Origin of the sequence: Melissospora conviva (assembly GCF_049523535.1) — a bacterium.
GTDB classification, from domain to species: Bacteria; Actinomycetota; Actinomycetes; order Mycobacteriales; family Micromonosporaceae; genus Melissospora; species Melissospora conviva.
Genome location: NZ_JBLLDT010000009.1, coordinates 107010 through 128064 on the forward strand (window position 1 = coordinate 107010; position 21055 = coordinate 128064).

Sequence of the window (21055 nt, forward strand, 5' to 3'; positions counted from 1 at the left end):
GTCACCATCCGCGACGTTCCCGCTCTGGTGGTACTCAATCACGGGAGCGGAGGGTCGCGAGGATGTTTCGGCCAGACGGCTCAGCAGACCAGCAGACCCTGGTGGGCACCCCCGTCACGCAGCACGTCCAGGGCCTGGGCGGCCCGCAGCCGAGGCGGCGGCGGAGTGTCGTACGGCTGGCCGCGCAGCACCTCGCTGACCCGCCGGGTCGACACCGCGGTCACCGGATAGCCGCGCGCGGCGCCCCGGTCGAGCGAGCGCCGACGCCGGCCGAACGAGGCCACGGCGAGCCACTGCGCCAGCCCCGCCAACGCCGGGGACTGCATCCCCGGCGGCTCCGGCAGCACGTCGACCGAGCTGAACGGCGCACTTCCGGCCAGCCACCACTCCGCGCCGGTGACCGCCCGGCGGGTGGCGTTCTCGCACCAGTACGGGACAAGTCCGGCACGGAGCACCTGCCACGGGTCGAGCAGCCGGCCGCACTCCACCACCAGCCGGTCACCGGTCTTGCCGGCGCCGCGCAGCCAATGCCGGTAGAGGTCCGCCGTCACCGCGCTCAGCGCCTCGGCGCAGGGAAAGAGCACCCGGTGCAGCGGATGGCTGCGCCGGGCCGCCCAGCCCTGCAGCTCGTCGGCGAACCCGTCGTCGACGGCATGCTCGGCCTCCACCGGCGGACCGGGCCGGGGCGCGTCCCACCGGCTGCCGTCCGCACCGGCCGAGCGCAGCACCTGCCGCAGTGTCCGGCTGGAAGCCGAGAAGTCCGCCGGCGCAAGGCCGCTGGCCGCCGAACCGACCTGCAGGCTGTGCCCCCGGGTCTCACCGAAGACCGGCCAGGTGCGGCTGTCCCGCAGCAACAGCACCGGCGCGCCGGGTTCGAGCCACGCCGCCAGGAAGTCCCGGTACGCCCGCGGCAGCCGCTGCCAGCGCACGGCGAAAGCCAGGGTGCTGCCGGCCAGCGAACCGCGGGTCGCCGGGCAGTGCACCTGCCGGACGTGAAGGTCCGGGTTGCGCGCTCGCAGCCGCGCCACCAGCGGGACACCGTGGGCGTAGGCCGCCCCGGGGCGATCGACACCGCCCTGACCCCAGTGCACCGCTGTCTCGAAACCCGCCGGCAACCAGGGCATGCCGAGCGCCACCGCCAGGTGCGCCGCGGCGCCGTGTGGCGAACCGAGCACCACCCCCGGGTAGGTGCGCTGCGGATACTGCTCCACGATCCACCGTGCGACCCGGTCGGCGTCGACGGCGCCGAACTGGTGCTCGGGCAGCGCCAGCCGGCCGGCGGCCCGGGCCAGCGCCGCCCGGCGGACCGCCTCGGGGGCACCCGGCAGGCGCGACAACGTCCAGGTCGAGCCGAGGTCACGGCAGTCCACGCCGCGCAGGGCACGGGCGGTCGCGGCGACCAGCACCCGCGCCAGGCTGCCGCCGGTCACGACGCGGTCATCGGCGGGAACGGACGCGTGTGCCGTACGCCCCGCCCGTCCCTCCCGCATCTTGCCGCGATCGCTCACCACGCGGCCCGGCTTCCCGTCCCGAACCGGTCTAAACGCGTGGTCAGCGCCGCGGCGTACCCGCTGGGACCCGTCGGCGGCATCGTCGCCGTGGTGCCGACATCACCACTGTTCTGCCCGCCATGGTGACAAGGCCGCTGTGACGCCGCCTCACTCCCGGCGCGCCGTGCGACGGGTTTTCCCGGCTCCGCGGCGGGGCAGTCTGCTGGGCATGCGCGAGGAACCCACGCAAGCACCCGCCGCCACCATCACCGCCCACCCCGACGGTCCGCTGCTGGTCCGGGGCGACTTCGAGCTGCGCACCGCCGACGGGCGGCACATCGACCGGCGACGTGGCACCGTCGCACTGTGCCGGTGCGGCAAGTCCGCGATCAAACCGTTCTGCGACGGCACCCACAAGCTGACCGGTTTCCGCACGGAGGACCGGCCCGAGCGCTGAGAGACCGCGCGGCGGCAACGCCCAGCGGCTTGTTCAGGTGCGCGGTTCTTCGCGCCTCCTCCCCGCACGGGCCCCGGTCCCGGCGAGGGCCACCCCGGCACGGACCCTCAGGCAGCGCGTGCTGTGGCGACGGCCGGCCGCAAGGAGCTGTGCCCGGCTTCCCAGGCGCGCAGCAGGTGCGCGGCGAAGATCCCGTCGACCGCCAGGCAGGCGGCGGCGCCGAAGAGGATGTCCGGAATCAGGGCGGGCTCGGCGCGGGCCAGCGATCCGCAGAGATCATGGACGGCGATCTGCTCATGCACCGCATCGGCCTCGACGTGCTCGTCGTAGAAGGCGATGGCCACCTCGTCCAGCCCGAGCCGGCGCAGACCGTTGCCGTAGCGCCGGTTCGGCAGCGACGAGGTCATCTCGAAGGCGGCGAGGTGACCCAGCAGCGCGCCGCGCAGGCGCCGGTGCAGCCCGAAAAGCGAGATCATGTTGGTGGTGGCGAGGGTGACCGCGCCCACGGCGTCCAGGTAGGCGCCGTAACCGGTCGCCAGGCCCAGCCGGGACATGGTGGTGCGGAACAGTTCGGCGTGCATCCGCTCCAGCCGGCCGCCGCCGTACTCGTCGACCTGGATCTCGATCAGTGCCGCCTTGGCCGGGCCGCCGAGGCGCGGGATGCCCCAGCTGTGCGGGTCCGCCTCCTTCAGGTGGTAGATCGAACGGTGCGCCACGAACTCACGGAACTGCTCCAGGCTCGCCCGGCGCTGCAGCGTCGCGGCCAGCGGCGGACCGTCGTCGGCGGCGACCACCTCGGCCAGCGCCCGCGGCACCACCTCCGGGGTGACGACCGGCAACGGCCCGGCCAGCCGGCGCAGCGCCTGCTCGAACGGCGCCTCGGCCCGGGCCCGCAGAGCCGTCAGCGACGGCTGCCACTCCCATCCTTCGTCGACCCCCTGCCAGCCCCGGTAGTGCAGCTCGTAGCAGAGGAAGAGCGTCAGCTGCAGATCCTCGTCCCGGATCGGGTCCACGGCGGCGAAGACGTCAGCCGGCGGGGACGGCAGGTCGTGCGGAGGGCGCCGCAGCGCCTGGATCAGGGCCGCGGAGACCGGCCCTCGCGGTCGCGGCAGTACGGCCGGACCGTAGAGCCCGGGGCCGGTGGCGGCAACGTCCGACATGACACCTCCTGACGATCACTGCGCCGGAAAGTGCCCCCGCACCAGGCAGGCGAAACACCCGCGCGCCGCGGTCACCGCCGCAGCCACAACGGTGTTCGCCGCTGCCGGCACCCGCAGGGCGCACGAGATGAGGCCCCGCGGCGGTCAGCCGAGCATCCGCTCCTGGATCAGCCGGGACGCCCGCCCGTCGGCCATCACGTCGCGCAGATCCGCCAATGGCGGCTCCGGGACGTCGTGCGGCACCCGCGCATCCACCACCGCCTCGATCAGGGTCGGGCGGTCGGCGGCCAGCGCCTCGTCCCAGGCGGAGCCGACCAGCTCCGGCCGGTCCACCCGGATGCCGTGCAACCCCAGCAGCCGGGCCCAGCCGGCGTACGGCACGTCGGGCATCCGGTCGGCCGGCGCGCTCAGCGGGTCGACCACGCCGGTACCGGCCCGGTCGCGGTAGTTGAGCACCAGCACGACCAGCCGCGGGTCAGGCCACTGTGGCCACCGCTGCGCCACGGTGATCAGCTCGGCCAGGCCGCTCAGCTGCATCGCCGCGTCACCGGCCAGCGCCAGCACCGGACGGTGCGGGGCGGCGAGCTTCGCCGCGATCGCGTACGGCACGGCACAGCCCACGGCCCCGAGGCCGCCACTGAGGTGCGCGGTGACCCCGGACGGCAGGAGCAGGTGCCGGGCGTACCAGTAGGTCACCGAGCCGGCGTCGACGGTGAGGGTCGCCACCCGCGGCAGGCGCGGACCCAGTTCCCGGACCACCAGCTGCGGGTTGACCGGATCGGCCGGCGCGTCGGCCCGTGCCGCGATCTCGGCGCGCCACCGGTCGACCGACGCCTCCACCTCGGCGCGCCAGTCGCGCGCCGGGACCGCACCGAGCCGGGACAGCAACGCCCGCAGTGTCTCCCGGGCGTCACCCACCAGCGGCACGTCGACGGGGTACCGGTCGCCGACGCGCCGCCCGTCGATGTCGATCTGCACCACCCGCGCCTGCCCCGGAACGGGGTAGTAGTCGCTCCACGGGTCCCCGGTGCCGACCAGCAGCAGCGTGTCGCAGCCGGCCATCAGCTCGACGGCGGCGGTACTGCCCACCGCGCCGAGCACCCCGGTGTGGAACGGCAGCCGCTCGTCGAGCACCGGTTTGCCCAGCAACGAGGCGGCGACGCCGGCGTCGAGCCGGTCGACGATCGCCAGCAGCTCCGCCTCGGCGCCGTGGGCGCCCTGCCCGACCAGCACCGCCGTACGCGAGCCGGCGGCGAGCAGCCCGGCGGCGGCGTTCAGGTCGCTCTCGTGCGGCAGCACCCGGGCCGGTGGCCGGCCCTGCGGAGGGTTCAGCACCCCGGCGGCGGGCTGCGCCGGCGGCGCGGGCTGCGTCAGGACCGCCCGGGGCAGCACCAGGCAGACCGGGCTGCTGGTGGCGACCGCGGTGCGAAAGGCCCGGTCCAGCAGCGCGTCGACCTCATCGGGGTGCTGCGCCACCCGGACGAACTGGCCGCAGGCGTCACCGAAGAGCCGGGTCGGCTCCATCTCCTGCCGCGCGCCGCACGCGGCACCGTCGCCGTCCGCTCCGATGAGCGCCACCACCGCGCGCCCGTCGAGCTTGGCGTCGTAGAGCCCGTTGAGCAGGTGCACCGCGTCGGGCCCCTGGGCCGCGAGGCAGACGCCGACTCCGCCGGTGCAGCGCGCGTGCCCCACGGCCATGAACCCGGCCGCTTCGGCCTGGTGCACCGGCACGAAGGCGGGTTCGCCGCCGGTGGCGCGCAGCGCCTCCACCAACGGCGCGACCGCCGCCCCACCGCGGCCGAAGACCCGGGGCACATGCCAGGCGGTCAGCCGTTCGACGACCAGGCCGGCAACCGTGCCGCCGTCAGTCACGGCCCGTCCCGGGGGTTGCCGCGTCGGTGTAGCGCAGCACCGCCCCGAGACCGTCGGTCAGCGCCGGCCCCTCCTCGGGACCGAGCACGTTGATCTCCGCGTCGGTGCCCACCAGCGCCCGCACCAGCGCCGCATCGGCGCGGACCCGCTGCGCCTCGCCGTCGAGCGCGTCGCGGTTCAGGGCGATGTCGGTCGGTGCCGGCCCGATCCAGAGCTCACCCACGGCGGAGGGATCGTCGACGAGCAGCATCGTGTCGACCTGGGCGCGGCGCAGCGCCTCCACGACGGCGTCCAGCCCTTCGCCCACCTCCTCCTGCATGCCGAACCGGTCCAGCGTGCGCCCGATGTGTTCGTCGGCGACCTCGGCCACGAGCTGCACGGTGATGTCGTCCAGCGTCGACGGGTCAGCCCCGATGTCCCGGGCCCCGGCGTCGGTGCGCACCATCCGCGCCTGCCAGCGCTCCGGCAGCTGCGCCGCCAGCACCCCGGTGGCGCGGACGTCACCGGCGAGCACCACCACCTCGGCGTCGACGGCCTCGGCGGCGTGCACGGTGGCCTTGGCGACGTCACCGGCGTTGTGGTGCCAGGCCTCCACCGCGGCGCGCTGGTAGTGCGACTGCGACCAGCCTCCGGGCTCCACCCGGCGTAGCGGGAACGTCTCACCGCCGGCGACAGTGGTCCGGCGTTGCACGCCGCCGGCGCTGACCGCGCAGACGTCCGCGCCGGTGCGGTCCGCCAGCACCCGCACCCACGGAATCTGCTCGCCCCGCTGCGCGATCAGCGGCATCGTGTGCGGCAGTGGCGCGTACGCGGCGAGGTCCTTGACCGGTGGAGCGGCCAGGTACTGCGCCAGCCCCACCTGGCCGTCTGCGGCGAAGGCCGCGAAGCCGTAGTTTCCGGGCAGCGGTTCATGTCCCAGGACCACGTCGCCGAGCGCGGCGACGGTCGACAGGTCCGCGCCGTAGGAGACGAGCTCTTCGGCCAGCCCGCGCCAGCGCAGCTCCAGTGCGGTCTGCGCGCCCTCGCAGTTGCGGGACGCGTCGAGGTACACCGAGGACCAGGGTCCAGGACGGGCGTAGACCGGGCGTAGGAACGACAGTTCCATGCGCGACCCCCTTCCAGGTCGGCACGCGGCTTACCCGTCCGGCCCCGCTTGTCACCTCCCGGGTCCTGCCGCCACGGATGCCGCCCGCCACACGACTCGCGGCGAGCCTGCGCGGAGGGTGCCCGGCGGACCGGACAGTCGATAGCATCCCGGCATGGAAGCGGGCGGGCCGGCACCTTCGGAGTACGGCGGGCGCGGGCTGGGGCGGCCCCACCGCGGCACATCGGCGTCGTTCGACGGCCGGGTGGTCCGGTTGCTGGAGAGCTATCCCCGGCCGCTGGGAATCAGGCAGCCGGTCCTGCTGGCGGTGCTGACCCCGGCGCTGGTGGTGCGGCTGGCCTGGCTGTTCGTGGTGGCGCTGCTGCGCTCGGGCACTGGCGGCTCCGGTGGCCGGCGCAGCTTCAAGCAACTGCGCGACGGGCCGGAGTTCCTGGTCACCCCGGTACGGGTCCGGCTGGCCGACGGGACGGTGCGGGAGGTCGAACTGCACGGCCATCTGCCGCAGAGCGCGCTGCACCCCGGTGACGACATCCAGTTCTCGGTACGGGCCCAGAAGGATCCGCGGCTGCCCCCGAAGATCGTGCGCATCGTGAACATCACCACGGCGCAGCTGCTGCATCCGCGGGTGCCGACGCTCTGGTCGCACCTCGGTCCGCCGCTGCTGCTGCAGGCTGCCCTCGGCGTCGTACTCCTGGCCGCGCTGGGCGGCTTCAACCTCTTCCGGTGACCACTGGCGGGTGCGGCGGTCAGCCGGCGGGCGGTGCGGCGGGTCAGCCGACCGGCGCGGGCTCCGGCGTGGCGGGCGCGGCGTCGGTGAGCATCCCGCGTTTGCGGGCCCAGCGTTCGAAGGCCAGGGTCGCCAGCGGGGGCACCGCACAGACCAGGGCGAGCCCGGTGGCGAGGACGCTCCAGCGGCGCTGCCACGCGGTCAGCAGGACGAGCACGCCGTAGGCGACGAAGAGGAAGCCGTGCAGCGGGCCGAAGATCTTCACGCCGAGCTCATTGCCGAGCGGGCCGTACTTGACGCCCATCGCAATCAGCAGGCCGAGCCAGGAGAACGCCTCGGCGATCGCCACGGTCACGAAGAGCCTGGTCACCTTCTCGCGCACGATCTCCCCATTCTCGCCCCGCGCGTCCGGCGCGGATGTGTGCGCCCATGCTAGCCGCCGCGGCGGCCCCGTTCGCCGGCCGCCGGGACAGTGATCGACAACGCCGAAGAACGGGACTTCGGGGTATTGCCGGATCGCGTCGCTGCGTGCGAGCGTGAGATGCACCGGACGGGCGGCAACCTGATCCAGGAGAAGGTGTCACATGGGCGAGGATGTCGGCGCGCGCACCTTCACCCGGGAGGACCGCGCGCGGTACCGGACGAAGGTGCACCGCTGCCTGGACACCTTCGCCGAGCTGCTGAGCGACGCGCAGTTCGAACTCGACCGCCCGACGATCGGGCTGGAGATCGAGCTGAACCTCATCGACGACGAGGCCCGGCCTGCGATGCGCAACGCCGATGTCCTCGCCGCCATCGCCGACCCGGATTTCCAGACCGAGCTGGGCCAGTTCAACGTCGAGATCAACGTGGCGCCGGCCCGCCTGGACGAGGGGGGCCTGGCCGACTTCGAGCGGACCGTGCGCCACAGCCTCAACAGCGCCGAGGTCCAGGCCCGCGAGGCGGGCGCGCACATGGTGATGATCGGGGTCCTCCCCACGCTGCGCCACGAGCAGCTCACCGCGGCGACCCTCTCGGCCAACCCGCGCTACTCGCTGTTGAACGAGCAGATCTTCGCCGCCCGCGGCGAGGACCTGGAGATCTCGATCACCGGCGTGGAGCCGCTGGAGGTGACGGCCGACACCATCACCCCGGAGGCGGCCTGCACCAGCACCCAGTTCCACCTGCAGGTCAGCCCCGCCCGGTTCGCCGACTACTGGAACGCCGCCCAGGCCGTCGCCGGGATCCAGGTCGCGCTCGGCGCCAACTCGCCGTTCCTGTTCGGCCGGGAGTTGTGGCGCGAGACCCGCATCCCGCTTTTCCAGCAGGCGACCGACACCCGGCCCGCCGAGATCAAGACCCAGGGCGTACGCCCGCGGGTGTGGTTCGGCGAACGCTGGATCACCAGCGTCTTCGACCTCTTCGAGGAGAATGTGCGCTACTTCCCGGCGCTGCTGCCGGTCTGCTCGCCGGAGGACCCGGCGCAGGCGCTGGCCAACGGTACCGTGCCGCGTCTGGCGGAGCTACGCCTGCACAACGGGACGATCTACCGCTGGAACCGGCCGATCTACGACGTGGTCGACGGCCGTCCGCACCTGCGGGTCGAGAACCGGGTCCTGCCGGCCGGCCCGACGGTGCTGGACACCCTCGCCAACGGCGCCTTCTACTTCGGGCTGGTCCGCGCGCTGGCCGACGCGGAGCGGCCACTGTGGTCGCAGATGTCGTTCAGCGCCGCGGAGGAGAACTTCGTCGGCTGCGCCCGGCACGGCATCGACGCGCAGGTCTTCTGGCCGGGGCTGGGCTATCTGCCGGTCACCGAGCTGGTGCTGCGGCGGCTGCTGCCGCTGGCGCACGAAGGGCTGGAGCGCTGGGGGGTGACGGCGGCCGAACGGGACCGGCTGCTCGCCGTGATCGAGCAGCGCTGCCTGACCGGGCGCAACGGCGCCACCTGGCAGGTGCAGACCTGCCACCGGCTCGCCGAGACCGGCAACCTGGACCGGGACGCGGCGCTGCGGCAGATGCTGACGCGCTACCTGCCGCTGATGCACAGCAACGAGCCGGTCCACAGCTGGCCGCTGCCCTGAGCCCCGCCGGGACGCCGGCGACCCCGGTCGGGTCACCGGCGACCCGGCCCCCTCAGACCGAGAGGACGACCTTGGAGCACTCGTCCTGCTTCTTCTGGAAGATCCGGTACCCCTTCGGCGCGTCGTCCAGCGACATCCGGTGGCTGACGACGAACGAGGGGTCGATCTGCGCGCCGCGGATGCGCTCCAGCAGCGGCCGGGTGTACCGCTGCACGTGACACTGCCCGGTCCGCATGATCAGCGACCGGTTCATGAAGGCGCCCATCGGGAACTTGTCGACAAAACCGCCGTACGCGCCGATAACGCTCACCACTCCCCCGCTGCGGCAGGCGAGGATCGCCTGGCGCAGCGCGAAGGGTCGTTCGGTCTCGGTGCGGGTCATCTGCTTGGTCCGGTCGTAGGCGTAGACGGCGGCGTTGCCGTGGTGACCCTCCAGGCCGACGGCGTCGATGCAGGCGTCCGGTCCCCGGCCGGCGGTCATCTGGTTGAGGGTGTCGAGGACGTCGAGCTCCTCGTAGTTGATCGTCTCGGCGTCGGCGTGCTCGCGGGCGAGTCGCAGCCGGTACGGGTACCGGTCGATCACGATCACCCGTTCGGCGCCGAGCAGCCGGGCGCTGGCGGCGGCGAGCAGCCCCACCGGCCCGGCGCCCCAGACGGCTACCACGTCACCGGGGCTGATGTCGCACATCTCGGCGCCCATGTAACCGGTCGGGAAGACGTCGGCGAGCATCAGCGCCGACTCGTCCGGCACATCCGCGGGGACCTTGACCGGACCGACGTCGGCGAAGGGGATGCGGACGTACTCGGCCTGCCCGCCGGCGTAGCCGCCGAGCAGGTGGGAGTAGCCGAAGATGCCGGCCGGCGAGTGGCCCATCACCTTCTCGGCGATGCCGGCGTTGGGGTTGGAGTTCTCGCAGACCGAGTACAACCCGCGTACGCAGGAGTTGCAGCGGCCGCAGGCGATCGGGAACGGCACGACGACCCGGTCGCCGACGCGCAGGTTGCCGACCTCTGGGCCGACCTCGACGACCTCGCCCATGAACTCGTGGCCGAGGACGTCGCCCTTGCGCATGGCGGGGATGTAGCCGTGGTAGAGGTGCAGGTCGGAGCCGCAGATCGCGGTCGAGCTGACCTTCACGATGGCGTCCCGGGCGTTCATGATGCGCGGGTCCGGCACCTCGGTCACCTCTACCGAGTCCTTGCCCGTCCAGACGGTGGCCTTCATCGTCTCTCCTTCCTGGTCAGCCGTGCGAGCCGGTGGGCAGGGGCTGGGCGGGGCGCTGCTTGATCTGCTGCGCGAGCGTGATGCCTTCGGGGCTGGCGTCGGAGCGCACCACCTCGCCGGCCTCCATGACCTGCTTGAAGCGGCGCAGGTCGTCGCGGATCTGCTGCTCCGGCTCCTCACCGAAGAGCTTCGCGACCGTGCGCCCGAGCGAGCCCGCGGGCGGGGCGTAGGCGAGCTCCACCCGGACCTCGGTGCCGCGGTCGCCGGGTGCGGGGCGCAGGCGTACCCGCCCGCAGTTGGGCACCCGGGCACCGGGCAGGGAGCGCCAGGTGATGAGGTGTCCCGGCTGGTCGTCGACGATCTCGGCGTCCCACTCGACGGCGCGCCCGGCGGGGCCGCGCGCGACCCAGTGCGAATGGTCCGCGTCGGCGACGCGCACCGACTCCAGGTGTGCCATGAAGTGGGGCAGGTTCTCCAGGTCACGCCAGAACCGGTACACCTCGTCGGGCGTGCGGTTGACGGTGACGGCGGTCTCGGTGAGGATCATCCGCTCCCGGGCGCGGCGGGCCCGGCCGGCGCGGACCGTGGCGATCAGGTCCAGCGCGGCGATGCCGGCGACGACGGCGCCGGTGACGGCTACCCGACGCCGGCGCTCGCCGCGGCGGCCGGAGAGCGCGGCCCCGATCAACGCCAGGTCGACAGCGTCGCCGGCGATGCGGGTCGCGTTCCAGCCGGCCGGCGCCCGGCCGCCGAGCAGCCCGGCCGCGTGTACGAGCTCACGGGCGCCGACGGCCCGGATGGTCTGTCCCGCCCGCGGGATGTCGTCGACCCCGGTCAACCGGGCCAGTGGCCCGGGCGCCGCGAGCGCGCCCACGCCGAGGGCGAGACTGACCACCCCCAGGGCTCGCGGCAGGCCGGTTCCCCGGCCGGTCTGCTCCAACTGGTTCAGCAGCGCGTCGTCTGCGATTTCCACGTCCGCCTCGCTTACCTCCGGTTTCCCCGGCCGCCTGGGCCGACGGCCGAGCGGCGTTGGCCGCCACCGTGACGTTATGCCCCTGGACACCGCAATGAACCGCAATCGCGGGGACTATGCCGATCGCACCGCATTCGATGAAGCGCCGGTGGGCGGCGGCCATCGGGTACGGCCCGCACGCTCAGACGGTGACGACGGCCGCGGTCTCGGGCGGCAGCTGTACGGCACCGCGCATCACCGTCACACCGGGCCCGGTGCTCAGCAGCACCGCGCGGACCGTCGCCGCAAGCTCCACGCGCTGCGGCCGGCCGGCGAGATTCGCCACCACCCGGCAGCCGCCCCGGTGGATCACCAGGTGCCCGTCGCCGTGGCAGACCTCCAACTCGGCCAGCTGCGGATCGGCCAGCTCCGGCCGGGACCGGCGCAGCGCGATCAGCTCCCGGTGCAGCCCGAGCAACTCCTGGTGCGCGGGCTTGTCCAGTTCGGACCAGTCCAGCTGGGAACGGTGGAAGGTCGCCTCCTCCTGCGGGTCGGGCACCCGTCCGGGCGGCCAGCCGTGCCGGGTGAACTCACGCCGGCGGCCGGCGGCGACGGCGGCGCCCAGTTCGGGCTCGGGATGACTGGTGAAGTACTGCCAGGGGCTCACCGCCCCCCACTCCTCCCCCATGAACAGCATCGGGGTGAAGGGCGAGGTGAGCAGGAGCACCGCCGCCACCCGCAGCAGCCCCGGCGAGAGCAGCATGGCGAGCCGGTCGCCCTGTGCGCGATTGCCGACCTGGTCGTGGTTCTGCAGGTACGCCACGAACCGGTCGCCGGTCACCTCGTCGGTGTCCACCGGGCGTCCGTGCCGGCGGCGGCGGAAGCCGGACCAGGTGTCGGCGTGGAAGAAGCCGCCGGTCCAGACCCTCGCCAGCGCCCGCGGGTCGTCGAAGTCGGCGTAGTAGCCCTGCCGCTCCCCGGTCAGCAGGGTGTGCAGCGCGTGGTGCGCGTCGTCGTTCCACTGCGCGTCGAGCCCGAGTCCGCCGCGCTCGCGGGCGGTGATCAGGCGCGGATCGTTGAGGTCGGACTCGGCGATCAGCCAGAGCGGGCGGCCGGCCGGGCCGGCGAGCGCCGCGACGGCCGTCGAGAGCTCCTCGAGCAACGGGATGGCCCGGGTGTCCCGGAAGGCGTGCACGGCGTCCAGACGCAGCCCGTCGACGTGGTAGTCGCGCAGCCACCCCAGCGCGCTGTCGACGATGTACCGGCGGACCTCGTCGGAATCGGGACCGTCCAGGTTGATCGCCCGTCCCCAGGGGCTCTCCGCGTCGCCCAGGTAGGGGCCGAAGCGGGGCGGGTACGCCCCCGACGGGCCGAAGTGGTTGTAGACGGCATCGAGGCAGACGGCCAGGCCGTGCCGGTGTGCGGCGTCGACGAACCGCTTCAGCCCGTCCGGGCCGCCGTACGGCTCGTGCGGGGCGTACCAGGCCACCCCGTCGTAGCCCCAGTTGCGGACCCCGTTGAAGGCGTTGACCGGCAGCAGTTGCACGACGTCGACCCCGAGTGCCGCCAGGTGCCCGAGGCGCGCCGCGGCCGCGTCGAAGGTCCCCTCCGGGGTGAAGGTGCCCACGTGCAGTTCGTAGAGGACGCTGCCGGGCAGGGCGCGGCCTGCCCAGCCCTGGTCGGTCCAGGGGAAACGGTCGTGGTCGTAGACGCGGCTCGGTCCGTGCACGCCGGCCGGCTGCCAGGCCGACCGGGGGTCGGGCAGCGGCTGCGCGTCGTCGTCGAGGGCGAAGGCGTAGTCGGTACCCGGGACGGCCTGGGGCACCGACAACCGCCACCAGCCGCCCGCCTGGCGGTGCATCATCCGCCCCGGGGCACCCGGGCCCGGTGGGCGCCGCCGGGCTTCGGCGTCCAGCAGGAGCCGGACCCGCCGGGCGTACGGCGCCCAGACGGCGAAGGCGGTCACCGCTGCCGTCCCGGGGCCGAGGTGACGAGCAGCGCCACCGGGTACGGGTCGAGCAGGTCGGCCAGCGGCAGCGGGCCGCCGCTGTGGCATCGGCCGGTGAGCACGTCGGTGACCTCCCCGTCGACGGTGATGGCGGTGCCGTCCCAGCCGCCGCAGGCGGCCAGCCGCAGCGGCAGCCGGGTCGCCACGGTGATCGCCCCGCCGCGGTCGAAGGCGACGGCGTGCCCGGCGGCCGGGCCCTGGGCCGGCACCGGCCGGTAGCCGGTGAAGAGCTGCGGCCGGTCGCGGCGCAGCCGGGCGGCGCGGGAGACGACCAGCAGCTTCGCCGCACCCTCGTGGTCGACCGGCGGCAGCCAGCCGGCGTCGAGGCGGGCCAGCAGATCCCGGCGCAGCCCGAAGTCGACCAGGCGGCGGTTGTCCGGGTCGACCAGGGAGTGGTCCCACAGCTCCGTGCCCTGGTAGACGTCGGGGACGCCCGGCATCGTGAGCTGGATCAGCTTCTGGCCCAGCGAGTTGCTCCAGCCACCGGGGGTGATCCGCGCGGCGAGGGCGCTCAGCTCGGCGTGCAGGGCCGCGTCGTCGTACATGGCGTCGACGAGATCGTGCAGGGCCGCCTCGTACGCGGGATCCGGATCGGTCCAGGTGGTCGTCGTCGCGGCCTCGCGGGCGGCCTTGACGGCGTAGGCGTGCAGGCGCGGGCGGGCGATGGGCCAGGCGCCGACGGCGGTCTGCCAGAGCAGGTGGGCAAAGGCCGGGTCGGGCAGCCCGGCGCGGGCGGTCCACCGGCGCGCCGCCGCGGCCCACCGCTCCGGGATCTCCGAAAGCACGGCCAACCGGGCGCGGACGTCCTCGCCGCGCTTGGTGTCGTGGGTGGCGAGGGTGGTCATCCCGGCCGGCCGACGCTCGGCCCGGCGGGCGGCGGCCCGGTGGAACCGCTCCGGCGAGCTGCCGAAGCGCTGCGGTGCCCCACCGACCTCGTTGAGGGCGACGAAGCGGCTCCACCGGTAGTAGGCGGTGTCCTCCACCCCTTTGGCCTGCACCGCGCCGGTGTACTGCCCGAAGCGCACGGCCAGCTCGTCGGCAGGGTCGCGCAGCCGCGCGGTGAGCCGGTCCAGAGTGGCGACCAGGTCCGGGCGGCGCCGGCCCGCCTCGGCTCGTGCCTGCGCCAGGTGGCGGTCCCCGGCGGGCGGATAGCTCCGGTAGACGGAGTGGTTGGCGGCGAGCTCGGCCAGCCCTGCCGCCGCCTCCGCCGCCGGCAGCTGCGGTGTCAGCCGGACCAGCCGGGCCAGTTCGGCGGCGAGCAGCCCGGTCGCGGCGGCCAGTTTGCACTCATGGGTCAGCTCCGGCCAGGACGTGGCGCGGCCGGTGAGCGCGGTGTCGAGCGCGGTGAAGGCGGCCTCGGCGCTCTGATCGACGAAGAGCCCGCAGACCTCGGCGAGCGCGTCGTAGCCGGTGGTCCCCTCCACCGGCCACGGTGGCAGCTCCTCCCCGACCTCGAGGATCTTCTCCACCAGCAGCCAGCAGCCGGGCGCGGCGGCGCGCAGCCGGGCCAGGTAGCCCGCCGGGTCACGGAGCCCGTCGGGGTGGTCGACCCGGATCCCGTCGAGCTCACCGGCGGCCGCCCAGCGCAGCACCTCCGCGTGGGTGGCGGCGAAGACCGCCGGATCCTCCACCCGGACCGCTGCCAGGTCGCTGACGGCGAAGAACCGCCGGTACGTCAGCTCCCGATCGCCGCGGCGCCAGCAGACCAGCCGGTAGTGCTGGCGTTCGTGCACCTGCCGTGGGGTGCCGTCACCGGTGCCGTCGGCGATCGGGTAGCGGTGCTCGTGATAGCGCAGTTCGTCGCCGTCGACGACGAGGTCCGCCCGGGCTGCGGTCTCCTCGGCGAGCACCGGCACCAGGACCGGGCCGCGGGTGAAGTCGATGTCGAACCAGCCGGCGTAGGGCGAGGCCGGGCCCCGGCGCAGCACGTCCCACCAGGCGGGGTTGGTCTCGGGCCGGGCGACGCCCATGTGGTTGGGCACGATGTCGAGCAGCAGTCCGAGCCCCGCCTCGCGCAGCGCGGCGACCAGCCGCAGCCGGGCCTTCTCACCGCCGAGCTCCGGGTTGACGCTCCGGTGGTCGACCACGTCGTAACCGTGGGCCGACCCGGGTACGGCGGCCAGCAGCGGCGCGCTGTAGAGCCAGCCGATGCCGAGGTCGGCGAGGTAGTCGACGATCTGCGCGGTGGCGTCGAGGTCGAAGCCGGGCCGTACCTGCACCCGGTAGGTCGGCCCGGTCGGCATCTCACACCATCCTCTCCAGTACCAGCAGCGAACGGTCGGGCACGGTCACCACGGCGCCGGCGCCGAAGACGCGGCCACCCTCCGGGCCCGGATCGGCGGTGCTGATGACCTGCTGCCACTTCTTGCCGAACTCGTCGCCGGGGACGGTGAAGTCCAGCGCGGCGTCGTGGGCGTTGAAGAGGATCAGGAACGAGTCGTCGACGTGACGTTGGCCGTACGCGCCGCGCTCCTTGATGCCGTCGCCGTTGACGAAGAGGGCGACCGCCCGGCCGAAGTCGTTGCCCCAGTCGTCGTCGGTCATCTCGCGGCCGTCGGGGGTGTACCAGGCCAGGTCCGGCAGGGGGGCGTCGACGCTGCGGGACTCCACGGGCCGGCCGGTGAAGTAGCGGCGCCGGTGGAAGACCTGGTGGCGGGCGCGGAAGGCGGTGAGGGCGCGCGTGAAGTCCAGCAGCTGGGAGTCGGCGTCGTCCCAGTCGATCCAGGTCAGCTCGCTGTCCTGGCAGTAGGCGTTGTTGTTGCCCTGCTGGGTGCGGCCCAGTTCGTCGCCGTGGCCGATCATCGGCACGCCCTGGGAGAGCATCAGGGTGGCCAGGAAGTTGCGCTGCTGCCGGGAGCGCAGAGCCAGGACGGCGGCGTCTTCGGTGGGCCCTTCGACGCCGCAGTTCCAGGTGCGGTTGTGGCTCTCCCCGTCCCGGTTCGACTCGCCGTTGGCCTCGTTGTGCTTGTCGTTGTAGGAGACCAGGTCTGCCAGGGTGAACCCGTCGTGGCAGGTGACGAAGTTGATGCTGTGGAAGGGGCGGCGGCCGTCGTCCTGGTAGAGGTCGGCCGAGCCGCAGATGCGGGAGGCGAACTCGGCCAGCGTGGCCGGCTCACCACGCCAGAAGTCGCGTACGGTGTCGCGGTACTTGCCGTTCCACTCGGTCCAGACGGGCGGGAAGTTGCCGACCTGGTACCCGCCGGGGCCGACGTCCCACGGCTCGGCGATGAGCTTGACCTGACTGACGACCGGATCCTGCTGCACCACCTCGAAAAAGGTGGAGAGGCGGTCCACGGCGTAGAACTCCCGGGCCAGGGTGGCCGCCAGGTCGAAGCGGAAGCCGTCGACGTGCATCTCCTGCACCCAGTAGCGCAGCGAGTCCATGATCAGCTGGAGTGAGTGCGGGCTGCGGACGTTGAGGCTGTTGCCGGTGCCGGTGTAGTCGACGTAGTGGCGCCGGTCCTCCTCGGCGAGCCGGTAGTAGGTGGCGTTGTCGACGCCCTTGAAGGCCAGGGTCGGGCCGAGGTGGTTGCCCTCGGCGGTGTGGTTGTAGACGACGTCGAGGATCACCTCGATCCCCGCCGAGTGCAGCGCCTTGACCATCGCGCGGAACTCCTGCACCTGCTGGCCGAGCCGACCCATCGCGGCGTAGCCGTGGTACGGGGCGAAGAAGCCGATCGTGTTGTAACCCCAGTAGTTGCGCAGCCCCAGGTCTGCGAGGCGGTGGTCGTGGACGAACTGGTGCACCGGCATCAGCTCCAGCGCCGTCACCCCCAGCCCGGCGAGGTACTCGATCATGACTGGGTGCGCGATCCCGGCGTACGTGCCGCGCAGCTCCTCGGGGATGCCCGGATGACGCCGGGTGAGCCCCTTGACGTGCGCCTCGTAGATCACCGAGTGGTGGTACGGCACCCGGGGCGGCCTGTCGTTGCCCCAGTCGAAGTATGGATTGACGACAACCGATTTAGGAAGGTGTGGCGCCGAGTCGGTCCGCGACGGTGTGCCGGGGTCGTCGAAGTCGTAGTCGTAGACCGCCCGGTCCCACTGCACATCGCCGTCGATCGCCTTGGCGTACGGGTCGAGCAGCAGCTTCGCGGGGTTGCAGCGCAGCCCGCGGGCGGGGTCGTACGGGCCGTGGACCCGGTAGCCGTACCGCTGGCCGGGACCCACGCCCGGCAGGTAGGCGTGCCAGACGTAGGCGTCGACCTCGGTGAGCCGGATCCGCCGCTCGGTGCCGAGGTCCCACTCGTCGAAGAGGCAGAGCTCGACCGATTCGGCGACCTCGGAGAAGATCGCGAAGTTCGTGCCGCTGCCGTCGTAGGTCGCACCGAGCGGATAGCGCTCTCCTGGCCAGATCTGCATGTCACTCCTTCGGCCGCCGGCCGCCGCGGGCGGGGCGTGCGCCGGCGTTGCCGGTAGTGCCCCGAACTCATCACCCTCAATCTCCCTCAGGCGGCCGCCGGGCACGACGGCGGCGCGCCGGGGCGGGCGGCAGCGCCTATCCGCAGCACCCGGCGTCGATGCACACGCCAAGAGCTTCGTCCCCTTCCGGTGCGGTATGGTGCTTCCCGCCGCAGGGCCGGGTCCCGCCCGGATCCGCCTCGGCGACCGCATTCGCCTCTACACGACGTGCGGCTGGCGCACCGTTTCGAGGAGGGACCGTGGCAACGACGACCGGCGCGGTCACCGCGGCCGCCGCCGGCACCGGGTCGCTGGGCCAGGAGGCCTACGAACGTCTCCTCACCGAACTGATCTCCCTGGAGATCGCCCCCGGCGAACGGCTCTCGGTCGACGCGCTCGCCCGCCGCTACCGGATCTCGCAGACACCGATCCGCGAGGCGCTGGCCCGGCTGGAGTCCGACGGGCTGGTCGTCAAGACGCACCTGCGCGGGTTCACCGCCGCCCCCGGCTTCTCCCGGCGCGAGTTCGCCCAGCTCTTCGACATCCGGCTGCTGCTGGAGCCGTACGCGGCCGGGCAGGCGGCGCTGCACCGCACGCCGGAGCAGGCCGCGGCGCTGCAGGAGGTCGCCGCGCGGCTGCGGGCTGCCGCCGATCGGCCGGCGCCGCCGGACCACGGGGTCTGCACGCTGCTCGACGGCCAGTTCCACGACCTGGTCGCGGCGGCGGCCGGCAACCCCCTGGTACGCGAGTCACTGGCCCGGCTGCACGCCCACCTGCACCTGGCCCGGGTCCCGCGCCCGGCCACCGACGCGGCGCTGGCCGCGGCCGAGCACGAGCCCGTCGTCACCGCCATTGTCACCGGCGACCGGCACATCGCCGAGGCGGCGATGCGCTCCCACCTGGAGCGGGCCCGCGACCGGCTCGCTGCGGCCCTGGACCGCTCGGGGCCGTAACGACCTCCGGCCGCCACCCCGAGGGGGTGACGGCCGGAGCACGGAGCGGTTACGCGTTCAGCGGTTGCGTGTTCAGCGGTTGCGTGTTCAGCGGTTCTCGAGCGGGACGTAGTCGCGCTCGGCGGCACCGGTGTAGAGCTGGCGCGGACGGCCGATCTTGGTCTCCGGGTCGGAGATCATCTCGCGCCACTGGGCGATCCAGCCGGGGAGCCGGCCGAGGGCGAAGAGCACGGTGAACATCTTCGCCGGGAAGCCCATCGCCTTGTAGATGAGGCCGGTGTAGAAGTCCACGTTCGGGTAGAGCTTGCGCGAGACGAAGTAGTCGTCGGCGAGCGCGATCTCCTCGAGCTTCATCGCGATGTCGAGCATCGGGTCCGGCTTGGACATCCGGCCGAGCACGTCCTGGGCGGCCTTCTTGACGATCGCCGCGCGCGGGTCGTAGTTCTTGTAGACCCGGTGGCCGAAGCCCATCAGCTTGACGCCGTCCTCGCGGTTCTTGACCTTGCGGACGAACGCGTCGACGTCACCGCCCTCGGCCTGGATGCGCTGCAGCATCTCCAGCACCGACTGGTTGGCGCCGCCGTGCAGCGGGCCGAAGAGGGCGTTGACGCCGGCCGAGACGGAGGCGAAGAGGTTGGCGTTGCTGGAGCCGACCAGGCGCACCGTCGAGGTCGAGCAGTTCTGCTCGTGGTCGGCGTGCAGCACGAAGAGCATGTCGAGGACCTCGGCCATGACCGGGTCCACCTCGTACTGCTCGGCCGGTACGCCGAAGGTCATCCGCAGGAAGTTCTCGACGTAGTTCAGCGAGTTGTCCGGGTACAGCAGCGGCTGCCCGATCGACTTCTTGTAGGCGTACGACGCGATGGTCGGCACCTTGGCCATCAGCCGGACCGTCGAGATCTGGACGTGCTCGGGGTCGAACGGGTCCAGGCTGTCCTGGTAGAAGGTCGAGATCGCGCTCACGGCGGAGGAGAGCACGGCCATCGGGTGCGCCTCGCGGGGGAACCCGTCGAAGAAGCGCCGCATCTCCTCGTGGAGCAGGGAGTGCCGGCGAATCGACTCGGTGAACTCCTCCAGCTGCGTGGCGCTCGGCAGCTCACCGTAGATCAGCAGATAGGAGACCTCGAGGAAGGAGGACTTCCCGGCCAGCTGCTCGATCGGGTACCCGCGGTAGCGCAGAATTCCGGCGTCGCCATCGATGTAGGTGATCGCGGAGGAACACGCGGCGGTGTTGACGAAACCGGGGTCGTAGGTGACGTACCCGGTCTCCTTCAGCAGCTTGCCCGTCGTGATCCCGGACGGCCCTTCCACCGAGGGGCGCACCGGCATGGAGAGCTGTCCACCAGAGTGATCAAGCTTGACTTCCGTCATGTGTTCCTCGCTTCGCCGGCAGAATCTATGTTGAGTTGCCCTCGCTTTTACCGTAATCGGAGGCTGGCCGGTACTGCTTGTGCCGTCTGCTGGACTGAGTGATGCGTCACCCCATCGGCATCGGATGATCTCGGATTCGTCACGGCCCGCCGCCGATCGACGGTCCCACCGCAGGTGGCGGCCGTCCTCAGCGCGATTCTGCCTCGTCTGCCGGCGTTTCGAAACCGCCGGTGCACAGGGAAGGCACCGCACACCCGGTCGGCGTGACCGGGGACACACCAACCGGGCCGCGATCAAACGCCGGCGCGGCCCGTGGCCACCGTCGCGACGGAGCGTCGACGGGCAGCAGAGTCTTCACCGCGAGGACGGGAGTCGATTGATATGGACGAATCAACGCCCGGCGCATAACGTACGAGGCACACTCCGGCGAGGAGGGGCCCGATGGCGACCGAGGCGGATCCTGCCGGGACAACCGACGGCATCGCCGTGCGGACCACCGACACCGGCGTACGGGTGGTCACCTTCTGCCGGCCGCAGCGGCGCAACGCGATGGACGCGGCGATGTTCGCCGCCTACTACGCCGCACTGGCGGCCGCCGACGACGACCCCGCGGTACGCGCCATCGTGATCACCGGCGCCGGGGACTGGTTCTGCACCGGCGCCGACTTCGAGACCCTGGGCGGACTGCTCGACCGCCCCGCCGCCGAGCGTTCACCCGCCACGGCGCAGTTCCCGCCGCACCTGCCGCTGACCCTGCGCACCCCGCTGATCGCGGCGGTCAACGGCGGCGCGGCCGGGCTCGGCCTGGTGCACGCGCTCTACGCCGACGTCCGGTTCGTCGCCGCCGAGGCGCGGCTGGCCACCTCCTTCAGCCGGCTCGGCCTCGTCGCCGAGTACGGCAGCGCCTGGCTGCTGCCCCGGCTCGTCGGCGCCGGCAACGCCCTGGACCTGCTCCTGTCCGGGCGCAAGTTCGACGCCGCCGAGGCGCTGCGGATCGGGCTCGCCCAGCGGGTCCTGCCCCGCGCCGACCTGCTGGCCGCCGCCCTGGCCTACGCCGAGGATCTGGCGGCCCACTGTTCCCCCGCTTCGATGGCCGCCATCCGGGCGCAGGTTCGCGACGCCGCGCACCTGACTGCCGAGGAGGCCGTCGCCGACTCGATGACCCGGATGTGGCGCTCTTTCGACGGCGCGGACTTCCTGGCCGCGATGACCGCGCGGGCGCAGGGCGTACCGCCGTTCTTCGGGCCGGCCGCCGGGCGGCCGGCATGAGC

At 73.0% G+C, this 21055-nt stretch carries 16 protein-coding genes; 5 read left to right on the top strand and 11 right to left on the bottom strand.

The features are described from left to right. Positions 1-80: 80 nt before the first annotated feature. Positions 81-1490 (bottom strand): hypothetical protein, encoded by a 1410-nt coding sequence (locus tag ACK8GG_RS19115; protein ID WP_440356931.1) that lies wholly within the window; start codon positions 1488-1490, stop codon positions 81-83. A 229-nt stretch (positions 1491-1719) separates the two neighbouring features. On the opposite strand from ACK8GG_RS19115, the gene ACK8GG_RS19120 reads away from it, so the two are divergent. Beyond that, complete coding sequence (locus tag ACK8GG_RS19120; protein WP_440352036.1) at positions 1720-1947, top strand: CDGSH iron-sulfur domain-containing protein; 228 nt, start codon at positions 1720-1722, stop codon at positions 1945-1947. A gap of 107 nt (positions 1948-2054) precedes the next feature. Here ACK8GG_RS19120 and ACK8GG_RS19125 read toward each other — a convergent pair whose 3' ends face one another. The 3 genes from ACK8GG_RS19125 to ACK8GG_RS19135 all read right to left on the bottom strand — a co-directional run bounded on the left by ACK8GG_RS19125 (position 2055) and on the right by ACK8GG_RS19135 (position 6084). After that, complete coding sequence (locus ACK8GG_RS19125) at positions 2055-3107, bottom strand: iron-containing redox enzyme family protein (protein ID WP_440352035.1); 1053 nt, start codon at positions 3105-3107, stop codon at positions 2055-2057. A gap of 144 nt (positions 3108-3251) precedes the next feature. Beyond that, a complete protein-coding gene (locus tag ACK8GG_RS19130; RefSeq protein WP_440356910.1) occupies positions 3252-4979 on the bottom strand; it encodes a thiamine pyrophosphate-dependent enzyme in 1728 nt (575 codons plus the stop codon). After that, a complete protein-coding gene (locus ACK8GG_RS19135; RefSeq protein ID WP_440356911.1) occupies positions 4972-6084 on the bottom strand; it encodes a baeRF2 domain-containing protein in 1113 nt (370 codons plus the stop codon). Before ACK8GG_RS19135 ends, ACK8GG_RS19130 begins: the two co-directional genes overlap by 8 nt. A gap of 154 nt (positions 6085-6238) precedes the next feature. Between ACK8GG_RS19135 and ACK8GG_RS19140 the strand changes: the two genes are divergently transcribed. Then, positions 6239-6811, top strand: a complete 573-nt coding sequence (locus ACK8GG_RS19140; protein WP_440356912.1) for a hypothetical protein — start codon at positions 6239-6241, stop codon at positions 6809-6811. A gap of 43 nt (positions 6812-6854) precedes the next feature. Here ACK8GG_RS19140 and ACK8GG_RS19145 read toward each other — a convergent pair whose 3' ends face one another. After that, complete coding sequence (locus tag ACK8GG_RS19145) at positions 6855-7193, bottom strand: DUF3817 domain-containing protein (RefSeq protein WP_440352031.1); 339 nt, start codon at positions 7191-7193, stop codon at positions 6855-6857. Positions 7194-7395: 202 nt separating this feature from the next. On the opposite strand from ACK8GG_RS19145, the gene ACK8GG_RS19150 reads away from it, so the two are divergent. Next, complete coding sequence (locus tag ACK8GG_RS19150; protein ID WP_440352030.1) at positions 7396-8874, top strand: glutamate-cysteine ligase family protein; 1479 nt, start codon at positions 7396-7398, stop codon at positions 8872-8874. Between the two features lie 52 nt (positions 8875-8926). Here the strand turns inward: ACK8GG_RS19150 and ACK8GG_RS19155 are convergent, their stop codons facing one another. The 5 genes from ACK8GG_RS19155 to glgX form a co-directional block, all read right to left on the bottom strand. Beyond that, on the bottom strand, positions 8927-10099 hold the full coding sequence (locus ACK8GG_RS19155; protein ID WP_440352029.1) for a zinc-dependent alcohol dehydrogenase: 1173 nt from the start codon (positions 10097-10099) through the stop codon (positions 8927-8929). A 16-nt stretch (positions 10100-10115) separates the two neighbouring features. After that, positions 10116-11072 carry an SRPBCC family protein gene (locus tag ACK8GG_RS19160; protein WP_440352028.1) on the bottom strand — a complete coding sequence of 319 codons (957 nt, stop codon included), beginning with the start codon at positions 11070-11072 and terminating at the stop codon, positions 10116-10118. 181 nt (positions 11073-11253) lie between these two features. Then, positions 11254-13017: a malto-oligosyltrehalose trehalohydrolase gene (treZ, locus tag ACK8GG_RS19165; protein ID WP_440352027.1), complete on the bottom strand. Its 1764-nt coding sequence runs from the start codon at positions 13015-13017 to the stop codon at positions 11254-11256. After that, a complete protein-coding gene (gene treY, locus ACK8GG_RS19170; protein WP_440352026.1) occupies positions 13014-15302 on the bottom strand; it encodes a malto-oligosyltrehalose synthase in 2289 nt (762 codons plus the stop codon). Before treY ends, treZ begins: the two co-directional genes overlap by 4 nt. Position 15303: 1 nt before the next feature. Further along, entirely contained in the window at positions 15304-17421 is a 2118-nt protein-coding gene (glgX, locus tag ACK8GG_RS19175; protein WP_440352025.1) for a glycogen debranching protein GlgX, read from the bottom strand. A gap of 299 nt (positions 17422-17720) precedes the next feature. On the opposite strand from glgX, the gene ACK8GG_RS19180 reads away from it, so the two are divergent. After that, entirely contained in the window at positions 17721-18413 is a 693-nt protein-coding gene (locus tag ACK8GG_RS19180; RefSeq protein ID WP_440353199.1) for a GntR family transcriptional regulator, read from the top strand. Between the two features lie 87 nt (positions 18414-18500). Here ACK8GG_RS19180 and ACK8GG_RS19185 read toward each other — a convergent pair whose 3' ends face one another. Beyond that, positions 18501-19784, bottom strand: a complete 1284-nt coding sequence (locus ACK8GG_RS19185; protein WP_440352023.1) for a citrate synthase — start codon at positions 19782-19784, stop codon at positions 18501-18503. Between the two features lie 441 nt (positions 19785-20225). On the opposite strand from ACK8GG_RS19185, the gene ACK8GG_RS19190 reads away from it, so the two are divergent. Beyond that, positions 20226-21053 carry an enoyl-CoA hydratase-related protein gene (locus ACK8GG_RS19190; protein ID WP_440352022.1) on the top strand — a complete coding sequence of 276 codons (828 nt, stop codon included), beginning with the start codon at positions 20226-20228 and terminating at the stop codon, positions 21051-21053. Positions 21054-21055: the final 2 nt, after the last annotated feature.

Coding starts and splice junctions, on each gene's coding strand:
- ACK8GG_RS19115 (WP_440356931.1), bottom strand. CDS start 1,490: ATGCGGGAGGGACGGGCGGGGCGTACGGCACACGCGTCCGTTCCCGCC.
- ACK8GG_RS19120 (WP_440352036.1), top strand. CDS start 1,720: ATGCGCGAGGAACCCACGCAAGCACCCGCCGCCACCATCACCGCCCAC.
- ACK8GG_RS19125 (WP_440352035.1), bottom strand. CDS start 3,107: ATGTCGGACGTTGCCGCCACCGGCCCCGGGCTCTACGGTCCGGCCGTA.
- ACK8GG_RS19135 (WP_440356911.1), bottom strand. CDS start 6,084: ATGGAACTGTCGTTCCTACGCCCGGTCTACGCCCGTCCTGGACCCTGG.
- ACK8GG_RS19140 (WP_440356912.1), top strand. CDS start 6,239: ATGGAAGCGGGCGGGCCGGCACCTTCGGAGTACGGCGGGCGCGGGCTG.
- ACK8GG_RS19150 (WP_440352030.1), top strand. CDS start 7,396: ATGGGCGAGGATGTCGGCGCGCGCACCTTCACCCGGGAGGACCGCGCG.
- ACK8GG_RS19155 (WP_440352029.1), bottom strand. CDS start 10,099: ATGAAGGCCACCGTCTGGACGGGCAAGGACTCGGTAGAGGTGACCGAG.
- treY (WP_440352026.1), bottom strand. CDS start 15,302: ATGCCGACCGGGCCGACCTACCGGGTGCAGGTACGGCCCGGCTTCGAC.
- glgX (WP_440352025.1), bottom strand. CDS start 17,421: ATGCAGATCTGGCCAGGAGAGCGCTATCCGCTCGGTGCGACCTACGAC.
- ACK8GG_RS19185 (WP_440352023.1), bottom strand. CDS start 19,784: ATGACGGAAGTCAAGCTTGATCACTCTGGTGGACAGCTCTCCATGCCG.
- ACK8GG_RS19190 (WP_440352022.1), top strand. CDS start 20,226: ATGGCGACCGAGGCGGATCCTGCCGGGACAACCGACGGCATCGCCGTG.